Origin of the sequence: Halobacteriovorax sp. YZS-3-1, assembly GCF_047084945.1 — a bacterium.
GTDB classification, from domain to species: domain Bacteria; phylum Bdellovibrionota; class Bacteriovoracia; order Bacteriovoracales; family Bacteriovoracaceae; genus Halobacteriovorax_A; species Halobacteriovorax_A vibrionivorans.
On sequence record NZ_JBKIYI010000001.1, the window covers coordinates 732,078 to 748,056 of the forward strand.

Here is a 15,979-nt window from a genome sequence, read left to right on the forward strand (position 1 = left end):
TAATATGACAAAGAATTTCGTTAAGAAAGGGGATGCCTACATCAAGGGTGGAACTGCCGGTGGTGAGCCGTGGAGAGACTCTCTTAAGTTTCAGCGTATTTCTTGGTATTCAGATTTAAATTTAATGTATGACGTTTTCCTTGCCAAAATTGATCCAGATTCAAAGTTTTGGAAGTGGTTTTCTGAAAGTGAATCGAGAAGATTAAAGAAGTGTCATGCTGTTTATATAATGATCGACTTTAGCCTAGATTCAGATCGAATCTCACATTCAATGTTCTATAATCAAATCCTTTCAGATGACTTAACAGACATCGTAACAAATGACTTTGATTCGGCCCTGACAAATCATCCTGACTACAATAAATTTTTCTTGGCCCTCTATAAAACAAAAACTCTTTGTGCATCTCGTGATATCGGTGACTTAGAGATTAGTTTTCCTAATTACAGAACAAGAATTTTACATTTTTAGTTAATTTCTTCTCTAAAGTTAAACTATTAAAGTTCCGATAAATTGTTGAGGAGCTTTAGTAATGAGTGAAGAAAAGAAATTTGAAAGATTTGGCCGCTACCTAATTCTAGATCATCTAGTTGATGGTGGAATGGCAAAAATTTGTCGTGCAAGATTCCTTGGTGAACAGGCCGATAAAATCGTTGCGATTAAAATGGTCCAACCACAATTCTCTTCTGATGAGGCATTTCAACAAATGTTTATGGATGAGATTAAGACGACCTTTGGTCTTCTACATCCTAATATTGTACAGACTTACGATTATGGTTTTCATAATAATCAGTTATTCGTAGCAATGGAATATTGTGATGGACGTAACTTAAAGCAGTATATTGATAAGCTTAAAGAACACAATTACGTCTTTCCTGTTGAAATTTCAGTTTTCATTACAATTCAAGCTGCTCAAGGGCTCCACTATGCTCATACATTCACAGATAAACTAACAGGTAAGCCTGCTAATATTATCCACCGTGATATTTCTCCTCATAATATCATGCTAACTTTTGATGGCTCTGTTAAAGTTATCGACTTTGGTATTGCAAAGTCTGAAACAAACTCTGAAGCAACTCAAGCCGGAACTATTAAAGGTAAGCTTTCATATTTAGCACCAGAATATTTAGATGGATTAGATCTTGATCCAAGATATGACTTATTTGCAACTGCTATTACACTTTGGGAAATGCTTTGCTCTAGAAAGCTTTTCAAAGCTTCAAATGACTTAGCAGTACTTAAAAAGATTCAAGAGTGTAAGATTCCAGTTCCATCATCTATTAATCCGATGGTTCCAAAAGAACTTGATAAAATCATTCTTAAGGCCCTACATAAAGATCGTAGCAAGCGTTATCAATCTCTAGAGGAGTTTGCTAGGGCATTAAATAAATTTCTATACTCAACATATCCTGATTTCAACTCTTCAGATTTATCATATTTTGCAAAAGAGTTATTTAAGGATGAGATTAAGACAGATCGTGAAAGAATGTTTGAATTTGGACAGATCGATTTAGGTCCATATATCAAAGATTATAAGGCAGAGAGTGAAGGTGGAGCACCTTCTCAATCGAGTGGCCCTCAGAATAATTCTGCTAAAAAGAGAAAGCAAAAAGAAGCTCTCTTTGAGTTAGATATTGATGAGCAGACAGATATTCAAGTTGAAGGTTCAATGCCTAAGCTTGATTTAGCCTCTAAAACGTCTAAAACAAAAATTAATACAATTGATATTAAATCCAATAAAACCAGCGCTGGTACGAAAATTAAACGTATCAAAAAGAAGAAAAAACCAGTTAAGAAGAAAAAGTCTTATTTAATTCACGTTGCTTCGATCGCTGCTCTTGCTGTTGGTGTTTATTTTGCTAAAGACCAGATCCCTTTCTTAGGTGATAAGCCAGTTGAGAATACAAAGCAGGCCGAGGTCGCAAAAAAGGGCTCAAAGAGAGAGCCAACAAGTAGTGTGAAATCTACGTTAACTTTAAAGAACTTTAATAGAAATAAAGATAAGCTCTATATTAATGGTGAACAAAAAGAAGTTGATGTTCTAAATCGCATTAAGTTATCAACTAACGAATTGATGACGATTAGAGTAGAAAAGAGTGGAAGAGAGCACTTCATTATCCACGATATTAGTCTTCAAGAAGGTGAGTCTCGAAGTATAAAGGTCGAGTCTATGCCGATTGCATACTATGGATATCTACAAACGAGTTCAGCTTGTTTAGTAGGAAAAGTTAGCTTTGAATTATTCGGTGAACAACGAGAAGAGAAGCTTCCAATTCGCTTTGTTCCAGGAATTCCACTTGCTACTGGGATAAATGCACAAGGGGATAGTGTCCCTAAGGAATATGAAGTTACAGTTGAAAGTGCTAAAAGCTCTGTTCCTTATCGTGTGAAGTTTGAGATCTCTAACTCAAAAGTTGTTGATCTATGTAAATTACTATAATGGTTTTCTGCTGTGCTACCCAAGAAATTGGGAGTGACCTATACGTGAGATTATTAAATAGAAGATGGCCCGTTATCGGGCCATTTTTATTATCTTGAAATTGCTTTAATTAATGTGGCTAGAATTGATTCTTGTAACTTCGAAATAGAAGAGATATTTGCCATAACCAAGAATGGGCTTTTGTAGATATTCCCACAAATAGTTAGCTGACCTTTATTCTCATCGTATTCAACAATTTGAAAAGGATTAACGAATTCTGATTCAAAGTGCTTCATAAGTTTCTCTTCGAATTCTTTTCCCTTTGTTGGATTTGGTACTCTCTCTCCATCAATTGTTATATGAACCAGGACTTTTTTGTCATTATTCTTTGATGCGTTTTCAATATCATTATAAATAAACTTAAGCTTACTTGCTCCAAGATTCACTTTGAAAATATGCCATAGTTCTTCAAAGAATGCAGTTCGATCATTTGGCCAAAGAGCTTTTAGATGATCAACGACTTCAAATAATTCATCCAGAAGAACAATATTATTTTGTAGTACCCAGTTTCCAGATACCTTCTCAAAGAGTTGAGCAAGATTTTCATTTGATTCTGATTCAAATTGATCTGGCCCGTTAAAGAAGTTTTGTGTCTCTTGCACTGGAGTGTGCTTAGATTCCTTAGTTAGGAAATTATGTATACTTTCTTCTTCAAGTTGCTCAGGATTGTAGAAAATGCAGTCAAATTTTTCATTTGATAACTCATCGAAATCCACAACTTTACTCTTTGAAGTGTTTCCAAGTTGTCTAATAATGATTTGATTCTGATTCTTGATGAAACCAATTTGGCGTTGCATTAAGTCCTCTCTCTGTCGTTGTATTCAAAGATATTAGCGAATTTACTTGCGATACGTCAATGTCGAGAGGCCCTTTGTGGCCTTATCTGCTCAAGATTTAACTAGAATAGGGGAATAATATGGATAGTATTGTTTCATTTATGGGAGTTGCTATAATTGACATATGTTGTCGATAAAAAGAATTCTCGCATTTTCAGCTTTATTACCACTTGTGTCAGTCAACGCACAAGATGCTTGGTTGTTTAAAGAATATTATGATGCAAAGAATGAGAAGAAAGAGGTTTCAAAAGATAAGGACCATTACGTTAAGAAATCAGCTCTTTATCAAATTGATCTCAATGGTGACTTTCGAAGAGAATATATTGGCACTAAGATAGTGGATGGGATACCACATCTTACAATTTATAATATAAATCGTGAGCAGATATTTAATTATAAATTTCCAATTTCTGGTTTTGATTCGTATATATATCGTATAAGACGTCGAAAAATTAATAGTGATAAAATGGCGATTCTTTTTTACTTATATGATGGAAAGACTAGTTATATTGATAAATACGGCTCTTCATCTCTTTGGGCGATGGTTGTTGAAAATGGAAGTCTTAAAAACCTAGAAATAAAAGAGCTAGGAAAAATTTGGACTGAAAATACCGATAACTTTGGTCATTATAAGAGAGCACATCATGTAAATTTTAAAGATGTTAATAGCGATGGGCAGCTAGATTTAATTATATCTAGTGGCTCTGTTCACAAGTATTTTTCACATATAAAGGGAGTTAAATGGCGTAACTTATGACGCCTTTTTAATATCTTCTTTTTCTTGTTCTTCTCTTTTGTCAGCTAAACTTGTTACATTCGACTTATCTGGTGCATGTGCATCAGTCTTAAGCTTATCTGCATACGAGTCCTTATTAGCTCTAAAGAACGTATATGCACTAACAAATACTGGTAAGAGAATAAAGAATAGATAGAGTAGATTCTCTGAAGTTTTTGATTCTGTATATGATTCAACTTTTAAAAGATCTGAGTTATGTGTTCTTTCTTCTTTTTGGCCAGAAGGCTTTCTAGCTGGAGAAAAATCATAACCTTTGGCCTTAGACGGTTCAACTTCCTTATATTCTTCAATTGAAGATTCAAATGTATCTTCTACCGCTGGCTTTCTTGCGAAAGAGAATTGTGATGAAAGATATAAAAGTGAAATGGCCAATACTAATTTATTCATTTTATCTCCGTCCTAGAAGTGGTTGAATCCACACAATTATTTTATCATTTTATAGAAGAGAGTTTGAGGTGGTAATCTTGGCCTCTCTGGCTTTTAGAAAGATTCTATAATTGAGTCGATTAAGTTCACAAATTACTAATATTGCTTAGAAAATAATGAACATCGCCTAAGATATATTCGCAAAACTCCGATGATTAACTATAAGAAAGCAAAGAAGCCGAGTCCCTTGGTCGGATAATGTGTTGATTAAGTTTGAAAGGGGAACTTAAGAAGTGAATCAGTTAAAGAAATATGTTACATCAGTTCGAGTCGATCCGGATAAGATCGAAAAGGACTTTTTAGATTTTTGTAAGTCTTTTACAATGCGATTCATTGCCTCAATATTTCTTTTTAAAAAGAGAAAGGGGGAGGTCGTTTCTGGAGCTACGACTTTTTTCACCATCTTAAGCTTCGGTCCAGCTGTGATGATTTTAATATCAATCGTTGGTGCTTTCTTAAATGATAACGATGTCGCTAAAAATCATATCATATCAATGATTTTTTCTAACTTTCCACAGGTTGATAGTTCGATCTTAAGCGCTGTAAGAGAGGTTGTCGAAGAACAGATTAGAAGTCCGTATGTCGATTGGCATCAGCTCGTATTATGGTTCTTTGCTTGTCTTGGTATCAGCACTTCATTTATTTTTGGTATCAATACATTATCAAAAGTTGATATCGATGGTGGAATGATTCAGGATGATTTACGCTCAGCTTTCTTTGGTATTTTCTTGGCTCTATTCTTTTTGGCCTTAGCATTCTTAAATGAGAAAAACCTCGTTGTAGGCTTATTAAGTGAAGTAACACAACATGCAAGTACGTTTTATTATATTATTGAGCTCTCTATTTTGCCATTTACAATCTTAACCTTTGGATTAGTTTACAAATTCTCTACCCAAATTAAGGTTAGCTACAAAGATGCTCTATGTGGTGCCGCTGTTTTTATGATGTGCTTCTTTGCCGGTAAATCTACTTATTGGATATATTTACGTTATTTTAAAGAAGATCTAATACAAGACTATGGGAGCTTTTATAACCTTTTAGTCGCTATGATCTGGATATATTTTATCATATGCTCATTTTATCTAGGAGCATGTTATACTTATGTACCAAAGATAAAGATTTTTAATAATAAGAAAAGAAGGTCGCGTTGAGAAAGGAAGATGCAATCATATTAATGTGTCATGAAGTTTGTGAGGACTTGCACATCAATAAGGTTCTTAGAAAGAACTTCTTTGCATATTTCTATTCATGGGTTTTCTTATCATATAATGAAGTCGAGAAGAAAGTTGATGAGCTTGATAAGTCTCAAAACTTCTTTGATCGCTGGAAAAGCTCATTTAAGTATCTAAATTCAATCTGTGATTACGAGGAAAAACTTCAGCTCTTTAGTCGTTTATTTGAAATTTTCGCAGTTAAACTTAAAAACTCCAAAGCTCCTAAAGTATTACATGAAGCCTTTGTATCATTAGAGATAAAAGATAAGGACTTTGAAAATCTTAAGGACACTTTCTATAAAATACAGTATTTTAGAAAATCAGGATTAAGAGACTATTCAAATGCTCTTTTATTTTCTTTAATGATTTCTTATTCAAATGATGGGGTTTTAGATGAGTCTGAGTTTTCGTATTTAAGAAACTTATTAAGATCGATATGTGATCATATGCCAAATATACCAATTCATTCTTTTGATATTAAAAATGTATTAGCAGTAAATGCTTACTCTGAAGAAGAAATCAAGAAGCTTTCTCAAGAAGTTATCGCTGCAATTAAATCAGATGGTAACGTTGATAGAAAAGAATTGGCCGCTATGAAGTCTGTTATTAAGAAAATGCATCTAGGTGAATTTCATGATGATGAGTGGGAGACAATTGCTCCATTCTTATCTCTCATAATTCTACTTGCAGATGGTGAAATCTCTCAGAAAGAAGAGGATTGGTTCTTAAGTCATTATAAGGGCTTTGAAATCAAAACAATTGAGCAAGCTTTTTGGTTACATAGCATTTTGATTCAATCACCTAAAGTATTCAAAGATAATTATAAGTTCATCAAAACAATTTCCGGTAGCAAAGGACCATTATTTGATATGACAAATATGTTATTTCTAACCTTTGCAAAACACTTCTTATCACTTGATCAGAAGAGAATCGATGTACTTGCTGACTTTTTCAAAGATGGTAGAGAAAAAGATGTAATAAAAGATATCGATGAGATTGTTGCAGGAAAAGTTGTTGAAGAAGAAATTCTTTTAATTATAAACCTTGTCTTAAATGACCGTTATGATCTAAATAAGATTAATGAGTATTTAAATCAAAAGTATATTGAGAGAGTTTTTAAAGGGATTAAGAAAGAGGACTCAAAGCTTAAGTATTTAGCGATCTGTCATATTATCTTTGCAGATGAAGAGATCAGTTCTTCTGAGTATAAAGCTCTCTGGGATTCATTTAAAGAGTCTCGACTTGATCCTGAGTTACTTGAAACGGTACTATATGACTTTTCTTTATGTCGTATGAAAATTTATAAGATGGATAAGTATTATAAGTACCTATCTTAGTCTAATGTCTTTTTAAAAATCTTCATTTTATAATCGATACCTAGAATTTCCTTAGGCCCTAGATCAATCCAAATATTATCACCAGAGAGTGGTTCACTTGAAAAAATTAAGTGATTAACAAAGCCTGTTTTAGTTGGTGCTTCACATTCTGGAGAGTAACTACTACAAGTATCGCGATCAAGACATTTATTCTTGTATGTTGAGTAGTAGAGCTTCTTTCCACCATTAAATGCTAACATTAGGTTCCCATTCGTAATAATGAATGAAACGAAGTTTTCTGTCGGTGGAGCATCTTCATCAAAATTTAAATCACCAACAATCTCTATTAGCTCATTAATTGCTTCGTTAATAATATTTGTAAACTCTTCGATATTTATTTCTTCAGCACTTAAATTGATATCTTTTGAGACCTTACTAAGTATGAAATAGAAGAGGGTTTCACTATCAGTGGTTCCTAGAATAAACTTTTGAAAATACTCAGGGATATGTTCAATAATTTTTTCTCTGTGCTTATCAAAGTTTTTAATATTTCCGTTATGGGCAAAAGTCCAGTGGCCATATTGAAATGGGTGAGTGTTTAGAATATTGGTTTCCCCAATAGTTGCCTTTCTTATGTGACCTAATACTGTTTGTGAAGAAACGACGCCAGATACCTTTTTAAAGATCTTATCTTCCAAGGCAGCAGATGTGGATTTGATAATATGTGGAGAGTTTCTAACATAGTATGCGACTCCCCAGCCGTGTGGATGTTCACGACTTTGCACTTCAAGGGCATTATCGGCCTGAACTAGACTTTGGTGAACTTGACTTAATATTACTGATCTAAATCCAAATAATCGACACATAGAAAATTCCTTATTCTATGTGTCTGATCGGATTTATCTGATAAAATTTAAAGTTGAACGCACATTTCTTCGGATAGACTCAATTTTTTCCTCTTCTGAGAAGTGAGCAACCTCTTTATTCATCATCTTCACAAATGAAGACTGAGAAACTAAAGAGATAATGATTATATTGTGCATAATATTTCTAGCGGCCCATAGAAGAAGAGTCTCTTCTCCCTTGAAGTCGATCTCTTTCCTAATCATCTCCATGAGAATCTCTGTTCCTGGAGGACCTTTTTGTTCACCTGAACATGATTTAGGAATAATATCTTCTTCTAAGGGAAGATTATTTACTAGAAACATCCTCATTGAATTATAGAAAGTATTACTTTCTTTTTCAAAGTGAGAGTAGATTCTAACAGCACAATCTTCAGTAGATGTTGCAACAGAGTAGAGTTCTGTGAATTGAGACCTTAAGGTTTCAATATTGTGATTTAATACCTCAGCAAAAAGACCTACCTTAGATTTAAAGTGGTAATTAATAGCAGATATATTTACGTCTGCTCCTTTTGCAATATCACGAACAGAAGTATTATCGTAGCCACTGTCTGCAAATAACTGACTTGCTACTTGTAATATGGTTTCTTTAGTTGAAATAGTCATTTTATACCTCAACCTTTTCAGCGGTTACATCTGTTGTTATTTCTTCTTCTGATTCGACTTCGCCTTCTTCTTTTTTGAATAATTTATTTTTAATCCTTTCTCCAAATATTGTGACATCTTCAATAATTGCATATGCACAAGGAATGAAGATTAGAGTCATTATCGTTCCTGAAGTAAGACCCCATGCCATCGACATTGTCATTGGCACAAGCATCGCATCAGAACCACCGATTCCGTAAGCCGTCGGTAATAGACCTGAAACAGTTGTAAGTGAAGTTACAAGTACTGCTCTTAGCCTTAGTCCAGAAGCCTTAACAAGGATCTCATCGAGACTCAATTTACCTTCTTGTCTTAGCTCGTCAATGAAACTAATTAGAACAATCCCTGAGTTTACAATAATACCAGCAAGTCCAATAATACCAATAAGGGCCAGGAAGCTAATTGGTCGTGATCGATCAGGGTAACCACTTAGAATTGGTGTTGCAAAAGCAATTGAAAAACCAATAAAGCCTAGTGGTATTGTCATCATAATGATCATTGGCCTTAAAAAACTCTTAAATAAGAATACTAAGATCGCAAAAATCGCAATAATTGCTAGTACACCAGCTTCAGCAAGTGACTGTAGAGACTCCGCTGTACTTTCTGCAGCACCACCAAAACGTAGTGATACCCCAGGATATTTTGAAGATACTCTTTCAAAGATCTCTTTTAATTTAGAGTTTGCAGCAGCTGATGTTGTATTTATATTATCAACAGAACCAATAAGCGTTTTTGCTCGTTTAAAGTCATACCTCTTAACATTTGGTGTCCCTTCTTCTTTTCTCACTTTTGCAACAGAGCTTAGAGGAATGAGATTTCCACGGTTATCCATAACTTTGATATTTAAGATATCACTTGGTTTTCCGCGAAGGGCCTTCTTAAATCTTACTTCAAGATCAACATCTTTATTATCAAGAGTTACTGTACTTGCAATACTTCCTGCGACGGCCGACCTAACTGCATTACCAATTTGAGATGCTGTTACACCTAATTGATCAGCTTTTACATAGTCAATATCAACGTAAACTTCTTCATCACCAAATACATCATCAGTTTTAAGATCTAGGACTCCATTGATTTGGCCGAGTTCATTAGAGATCTCTCCAATGATTTTATCAAGCTGTTCAAAACTATTAGATCTGAAAGTTCCTTGGATATCTTCACCTACAGGAGGTCCATTTACTTGAGATTCAAAAGTTAGAGATTTTAATTCTGGCATCTTGATTTCACGTAACTTCTTTAACATTACTGTTTCAGCAATATTAAATTTGGCATAGTCATTCACATAGACAAAGATTAGACCAACGTTATTTCCCTCTTTATCCTTTGGATCAGAAAATCCAACTGAAGCTTTTCCTGCAAAACCAACAATATGCTTGGCCTGCTCACCAATCTTTTCTTTAATTTTTTTGCTTATTGTAAGCATATATTCTTCAGTTTGCTCAACTGGAGTTCCTCTTTTGGCTTCATAGCGAACTAGGTAGATTTCAGTTTGATCCGCAGGGAAGAGGATAAACTTATTACCAACTGCCATGAAGACTAATGAACCGATAATAACTGAAGTGAAGAAGAATACCGAAATATAACGGTGTCTAACTGCAACAGTCATTAAGCTTTCAAATTTTGATTGAAACTTTGCAAACCAATCAGCTTTCTTTTCTTTACCTGTCTTCTTTGCTGAACCTGAGTATTTTGCAAGTCTCATTGGAAGTAAGAAAAAAGACTCGATTAAAGAAAGTATTAAAGAAGCGGTAACAATAATAGGGATTGCCTTAATAAATTGTCCCATGATTCCTTTTGTAACAAGCATTGGCAGGAAGGCCGCAATTGTCGTCATGGCCGTCCCTGTAATAGGAAGCCATAGTGACTTAACACTCTTTAGGGCTGCATCTTTTGCACTATATCCTTCTTCAGTCATCAATCTTGTAAAGTTCTCACTGATAACAACACTATTATCAACAAGCATACCAAGGGCAATAACGAGTGCTAGAATAGTCATAGCGTTTAACGTTAGGCCATAGTCAGGCATAAATCCTAGAGTACCAAATACTGCTAGAGGAAGAGAGAAACTAGCGAGTAAACCAATTCTTCCTGGTAAAAAAATAAAGAGGAAGAAAACGACCAGCAATAAACCAGAAATTGCGTTAGAAGCAAGTACTTCTAATTTATTTACAACTTTAATCTCTTCGTTGTTATAAACGTAGAACTTATATTCAGGATATCTCTTTTCAAATTCCTTCATATGTTCTTTGATCTTTTCAACCATTTGAATTGTGTCTTCACCAGCTTTTTTAGAGATTGTAATTAAAGTAGCTTCTTCTCCATTATAAGAAGTAATAACTTTTCTCTCTTCTTTACCATCAACAACTTTTGCCACATCTTTTAGGAAGATATTTGAACCAGAGAAGTTAGAGCGAATTAAAATATTACGAAGTTGCTCCACGTTTTGAACTTTCGCTTCAATACGAACAAGCTTTTGATCATCTTCTGATTTAAGTGTCCCACCTGGAATATTAACATTTCGAAGTCTTAACTTATTTAAAACTTCATCAATTCCAATATGCATTTGGTTTAATTTCTTAAGGTCTAGAATAATTTCAAATCTTCTTTTAGAAAATCCATCAAGAGTAACACCTTTAACGGCCTTGATATCTTCAATATCTTCTTTAAGAACATCAGCCAGTGCATCTCTTTCTCTTATATTATTAGGTCCAACAAGTGCGATTTGATATACTGGAATCTCTTCTGAATTAACTTCTTGAAAGAGAGGTGCATCTTGAAGATCTGTCGGTAAGTCTGAAACGCGATCAACCGCTTTTTGTAAATCGCTCATAACGTCATCGACGCTATCAACATTATCCATATCAACACGTATTACAATTTTAGATAGCCCTGCCTGTGAAGTTGACTTAACGTCCTTTACTCCTGAGACAGTTCTGATTTCATCTTCAATTGGTTTTGTGATCTTAATCTCTATGTCATTTGCCGATGCACCATCATAAACTGTTGTTACAACAGCAGTTGCAAAGGAAACTGTCGGATAAGATTCGGCCGTCATTTTATTTAGTCCCATTAATCCATAGATTAAGAGGAAGAAAGTGACAACGATTGTAAATTTATGATTCTCTATAAAGAATTTTGATACAAGACTCATAGTTGTGCTCTTTTGTTTAACTTACATGGAGTTTGATTAAAAACTGTAAAATAATTAATAATTGTTTCGATTACTTGGTACTTAGTACTAATTTCATCAAGATTTGAATTTAGGAGTTGGTTCTCATCAATTAATAGATCTTGTGAAGTTAGACGGGCCTGACTAAATTTTCTCTTAGAATCTTTTAACGTTTCTCTAAGATGTTTCGCATTTCTTTTTTGTGCACGAATTACATTTTGAAGAGTTAGAACTGATCTTAATGTTTGAGCATGAAATGCATCTAGTTTCCCTTTTACCTCTTGTGAATCAGCGAGGTTTCTTCTTCTAATAATTTCGTCTTGGATGGCCTTTGTTTTATCTTTTTCTCCACCGATTGGCATTGTCCATTGAAGACCTACTGAGAAACGGCTATCTCCTTCATCTGAAAGTTTTTTGAAGCTATCTGAATAACTATAGTCTTTCCCGACAACTTCAAATTGTGAAATTAGCTTGAGATTTGATTTGTCATAATTCTTATTAACTTCTCTTGAAAGTTCTAAATCTTTTTGAAGAAGGCCAAGAATCTCATCGTATTGTGTGTATTCAAGAGGAAGGGAAGTCATGTGTTGTGCTATTTTCTGCGTACAGGCCATGACATCATTAACTGTATTATCAAGATTATAATTTGCTAATCTAAGATCTTTACCACCTAATTTATCTGGAAAGAGTGACTTTAAAGTTTTGATCAACTCGTTTCGTTCAAACTCTAAAAGATAGAGTTGCCCATTACGTGCTTCAACTTGTGAGCTAATTCGAGCAAGATCACCTTTGTCAGCAATGTTGCTTTGAAATCTCTTTCTTGTATCTTTTTCGAGTTTCTTTGTTGTTTTTAAAAGAGCACGTGCAATTTTTGTGGATTCATTATTGGCCACAATCTTCCAGTAGAGCTTTCTAACTTCTTGAATAAAAGTATGCTCTGAAATTGATCTTTGTCTTTTAGATATTTCTTCTTGTACTAAAAGGCTCTTATCTTGTACTCGAGAAGTTGAACCCAGGAAATCCTTATAAAGATCTAAAGCTAAAAAGGCTCCAGCTGATGTTGTTGTCCCATCTTTATAGAGATTATTTGTTACTTGATTACTATTCATCACAACACCGTACTGAAGTCCGTACTTTGAGTTCTTTGATAACTTTGCTTTAAAGTCTGCCACAGGAGAGCTTACTGGAATAAATTGAACAAAGGATTGCTCTTTTGTTTCCTGATAATTTGCTTCGGCATCAAAAGTAAAACCAAAGTTCTCATCATACTTGGCCCTTTCTTGCTTCTTTGCTAATTCATCAAGAGATATCCTTAAGCGATTAAAGTTCTCTTGGCCGGCCCAGTTTACTAATGTTTCTTCGTTAACAGTAATAGTCTCTGCGTGGATACTTTGATTGATTAATAGTACGAGGAGAATCGAAGATGATAATCCTTGGCATAAGTACTTGAAAATATTCATAAAAGTCCTAGGTTTTAGTCAAACGTATGTTTAGTTCAAACGATTGTTTGAATCTTACGATAGTATAGAAGAAATATCCAGTAATTTATTTTGTGTTAGTTAAAGTGAATACGTTCTGTTTGTAAATAGAGATTATTGCCTACCTGGTTCGTGTTCATTGTTGATGCGATATAATTTATTTGAGTCTCTTACTAAGACTCTTTAGCTTTATCAGGAGGTTGAGCTGAATTATCCTCAAAGAGCATTAGAAACTTTTAAGAAATTCTCTAACTTATTAGAGTTTCGACGTTTCTATATCGCTTCTTATGAGAGAATGGCCAAGCGCTACGATTCTGCCGAACGTGCCCAACTTTCCCACGAATTAATTGATGAGTCTCTTCAGGATATAATTGCTGATGCTGATGTAAATGAATTAATCTCTTGTCGAAAGGGCTGTTCAGCATGTTGTCATACTCAGGTCTCTGTAAATCGTGATGAAGCTGATTTACTTGCAATTAGCATTTTAGAAGACGGAATAAAGATTGATGTTGAAAAATTAGTTAAGCAGTCTTTGAAAAAAGATAGTACTGAAGCTTGGTTTGAACAGGACTTCCAGGATAGGAGCTGTGTCTTCTTAGATGAAAACGGTGCTTGTAAGGTCTACTTTGATCGACCAAGTGTATGTCGTACAAATTATGCCGTTAGTGATCCAAGCGCTTGTGATACAAGCAATGGCCACTACCAATCGATTCGCCTATTAAAGACTAAAAAGCCAGACTTAATAACGATAGCCGCTTTTAACTTAAGTGGGGAAGGGGGAGCTCTTCCACATATGCTTGTCCAGGCAATCAATAGAATCTCTCAAGAAAAACTAACGAAATCAATGAAGAAAAACTTCAAAAGGTTTAGGCTAAAGCAGCTTAAAAACCTTTTCAATGACCTAATGATGTAATAAAAACATCAATATGCCATGTCCACTTTGCTTAAATAATTCAACGCAGCTCTACGCGCACGCCATTCAAAATGATTATTTTGAGTGCCTTAATTGTTCTTATGTTTTCAAGGATCGCAATAAATTATTAGAAGCAAAAATTGAAAAAAGTCGTTATGACAATCATAATAATGATAGTGTCGACCAAGGATATGTGGACTTTCTCAATCGCCTAATTCTACCTTTAAATGAAAGACTTCATCGTCCTTCAAAAGGATTAGATTTTGGCTGTGGCCCTGGCCCGACTTTGTCTTTAGAGATGGCAAAACTAGGACACGATGTTAAAGATTATGATATTTACTACGCCGATGATAAGTCTCTCTTAGTTGAAGAAGGTTATGACTTTGTAACTTCCACAGAGGTTTGGGAGCACTTCTATAGTCCATATGAAGATATTAGAAGATGTTGGAGTCTTGTAAAACCAGGTGGGCTCTTAGGTGTAATGACTTACTTTCTTCCAGAAGATAAAGATAAATTTAATAATTGGTGGTATCTAAGGGATGAGACTCATGTAGGATTCTTTAATGAGGACGTCTTTACTTTTATCGCAAAAGAATTAGGTGCCAGTATTGAGATAATTAATCGACAGGTCGTTATTTTAAAAAAGGATTTATGATGAAGATTTATGGAATTAAAAATTGTGACACTGTAAAAAAAGCTCTTAAGTATTTAGATGCAAAAGGTGCAAGTTACGAGTTTATTGATTATAAGAAAACTCCTCCAACTAAAGAAGATTTAAAAAGATGGGACGAAGCTTTTGGTGAGTTACCTGCAAATAAAAGAGGTCCAACATTTAGAAAGATTAAGGATGAATTTGAAGGGGCAACTAAAGCACAACAGATTAAACTTCTAATAGAAAATACATCTGCTATTAAGAGACCAATACTTGAAAAGGGTAAGAAGACATTACGTGGCTTCAGCACTGAAGAGTGGGATAAAGTAGTAAAATAATAATTTATGTTAAAAGATTTAAAAGACACAAATACATATCGCAAAAAGTGCATGGGTTGTTCAAGACCTAGCACTCTTTGCGTCTGTCATCATTTAAGGCCATTTACTTTAAATACTAAGTTTGTGATTCTTATTCATCCGATGGAGGCCAAGAAGGAAAAACTTGGTACTGGTCGAATGACTCATAAAGTTCTAGAAAATAGTGAACTCATTATGGGAATTGATTTTACTCAAGATAAGCGAGTAAACGCTTTACTTGAAGATGATGACTATTATCCAATGGTCTTATACCCAGGTGAGGATGCGCTTAATATCTCTTCTCCTACTGAAGATGATATCAAGCTTCTATCAAAGAAGAAGCCTTTGATCTTTGTGATTGATGGAACTTGGCCTTGTGCCAAGAAGATGATGAAGCTATCAAAAAATATCAATACGCTTCCTCGTATCTCATTTTCATCAGACAAAGAGTCCGCATTTCTCATCAAGCACCAACCACATAAGCAGGCGCTTTCTACTGTTGAGTCTGTGCATGTCCTAATCGAAGAACTTGGAAAATTTGGTGTTGAAGAATTAGATGGAAGCCAAGACTCAATGATTACGGCCTTTAAGGCCATGGTTCAAAAACAAATTGATATTGCCTCCGATCCAAATATCCCAAGCTATCGCGGACGTAAAATGAACAACCAGAGGGTTGCTTTGGTGCGCGAAAAAAAGAATCGCTCCTTTATTCTCAAATAAGGCTAAAAAACCCATTTATTTGGCACTTGAAAACTATACTAAGTGACTGTAATTGCTCAGTTAGTACTTAAGTTCC

15 protein-coding genes are annotated in these 15,979 nt (G+C 34.6%); 9 read left to right on the forward strand and 6 right to left on the reverse strand.

What is annotated here, in order from left to right; translation table 11 throughout:
• The first annotated feature begins 4 nt into the window (after positions 1-4).
• Together ACMAZI_RS03540 and ACMAZI_RS03545 are read left to right on the forward strand one after the other, a co-directional pair.
• Positions 5-469, forward strand: coding sequence for a hypothetical protein (locus tag ACMAZI_RS03540; RefSeq protein ID WP_412475107.1), 465 nt, complete (start codon positions 5-7; stop codon positions 467-469).
• 61 nt (positions 470-530) lie between these two features.
• Positions 531-2,438, forward strand: a complete 1,908-nt coding sequence (locus ACMAZI_RS03545; RefSeq protein WP_120405365.1) for a serine/threonine protein kinase — start codon at positions 531-533, stop codon at positions 2,436-2,438.
• An 89-nt stretch (positions 2,439-2,527) separates the two neighbouring features.
• On the opposite strand, the gene ACMAZI_RS03550 is transcribed toward ACMAZI_RS03545, so the two are convergent.
• Positions 2,528-3,274, reverse strand: coding sequence for a hypothetical protein (locus ACMAZI_RS03550; RefSeq protein ID WP_114705563.1), 747 nt, complete (start codon positions 3,272-3,274; stop codon positions 2,528-2,530).
• 163 nt (positions 3,275-3,437) lie between these two features.
• On the opposite strand from ACMAZI_RS03550, the gene ACMAZI_RS03555 reads away from it, so the two are divergent.
• A complete protein-coding gene (locus tag ACMAZI_RS03555) occupies positions 3,438-4,070 on the forward strand; it encodes a hypothetical protein (protein ID WP_412473764.1) in 633 nt (210 codons plus the stop codon).
• Here the strand turns inward: ACMAZI_RS03555 and ACMAZI_RS03560 are convergent.
• Positions 4,065-4,496 (reverse strand): hypothetical protein, encoded by a 432-nt coding sequence (locus ACMAZI_RS03560; RefSeq protein WP_114705561.1) that lies wholly within the window; start codon positions 4,494-4,496, stop codon positions 4,065-4,067. The two genes, ACMAZI_RS03555 and ACMAZI_RS03560, sit on opposite strands and share 6 nt — an antisense overlap.
• A gap of 272 nt (positions 4,497-4,768) precedes the next feature.
• Here ACMAZI_RS03560 and ACMAZI_RS03565 point away from each other — a divergent pair, with 272 nt between their 5' ends.
• Positions 4,769-5,686: a YihY/virulence factor BrkB family protein gene (locus ACMAZI_RS03565; RefSeq protein WP_114705560.1), complete on the forward strand. Its 918-nt coding sequence runs from the start codon at positions 4,769-4,771 to the stop codon at positions 5,684-5,686.
• Positions 5,683-7,086 (forward strand): hypothetical protein, encoded by a 1,404-nt coding sequence (locus ACMAZI_RS03570; RefSeq protein ID WP_412473763.1) that lies wholly within the window; start codon positions 5,683-5,685, stop codon positions 7,084-7,086. The genes ACMAZI_RS03565 and ACMAZI_RS03570 overlap by 4 nt, the downstream gene beginning before the upstream one ends.
• On the opposite strand, the gene ACMAZI_RS03575 is transcribed toward ACMAZI_RS03570, so the two are convergent.
• From ACMAZI_RS03575 to ACMAZI_RS03590, 4 genes are read right to left on the reverse strand one after another with little or no spacing between them, the layout of a single operon-like run.
• Complete coding sequence (locus tag ACMAZI_RS03575) at positions 7,083-7,931, reverse strand: class II glutamine amidotransferase (RefSeq protein WP_334678036.1); 849 nt, start codon at positions 7,929-7,931, stop codon at positions 7,083-7,085. The genes ACMAZI_RS03570 and ACMAZI_RS03575 overlap by 4 nt on opposite strands.
• Positions 7,932-7,964: 33 nt before the next feature.
• Positions 7,965-8,573, reverse strand: a complete 609-nt coding sequence (locus tag ACMAZI_RS03580; RefSeq protein WP_412473762.1) for a TetR/AcrR family transcriptional regulator — start codon at positions 8,571-8,573, stop codon at positions 7,965-7,967.
• 1 nt (position 8,574) lies between these two features.
• On the reverse strand, positions 8,575-11,766 hold the full coding sequence (locus ACMAZI_RS03585) for an efflux RND transporter permease subunit (protein ID WP_412473761.1): 3,192 nt from the start codon (positions 11,764-11,766) through the stop codon (positions 8,575-8,577).
• The gene (locus tag ACMAZI_RS03590; protein ID WP_334678038.1) at positions 11,763-13,244 is read right to left on the reverse strand and encodes a TolC family protein; all 1,482 of its coding nucleotides are present in this window, start codon (positions 13,242-13,244) and stop codon (positions 11,763-11,765) included. Before ACMAZI_RS03590 ends, ACMAZI_RS03585 begins: the two co-directional genes overlap by 4 nt.
• A gap of 313 nt (positions 13,245-13,557) precedes the next feature.
• On the opposite strand from ACMAZI_RS03590, the gene ACMAZI_RS03595 reads away from it, so the two are divergent.
• Genes ACMAZI_RS03595 through ACMAZI_RS03610 form a run of 4 tightly spaced genes read left to right on the forward strand, consistent with a single transcriptional unit; the run spans position 13,558 to position 15,903 of the window.
• The gene (locus ACMAZI_RS03595; protein WP_114705554.1) at positions 13,558-14,175 is read left to right on the forward strand and encodes a YkgJ family cysteine cluster protein; all 618 of its coding nucleotides are present in this window, start codon (positions 13,558-13,560) and stop codon (positions 14,173-14,175) included.
• Between the two features lie 13 nt (positions 14,176-14,188).
• The gene (locus ACMAZI_RS03600; protein ID WP_114705553.1) at positions 14,189-14,830 is read left to right on the forward strand and encodes a class I SAM-dependent methyltransferase; all 642 of its coding nucleotides are present in this window, start codon (positions 14,189-14,191) and stop codon (positions 14,828-14,830) included.
• The gene (locus ACMAZI_RS03605) at positions 14,827-15,165 is read left to right on the forward strand and encodes an arsenate reductase family protein (protein ID WP_114705552.1); all 339 of its coding nucleotides are present in this window, start codon (positions 14,827-14,829) and stop codon (positions 15,163-15,165) included. Before ACMAZI_RS03600 ends, ACMAZI_RS03605 begins: the two co-directional genes overlap by 4 nt.
• A gap of 6 nt (positions 15,166-15,171) precedes the next feature.
• Positions 15,172-15,903, forward strand: coding sequence for a tRNA-uridine aminocarboxypropyltransferase (locus ACMAZI_RS03610; RefSeq protein WP_334678040.1), 732 nt, complete (start codon positions 15,172-15,174; stop codon positions 15,901-15,903).
• Positions 15,904-15,979 lie beyond the last annotated feature (76 nt).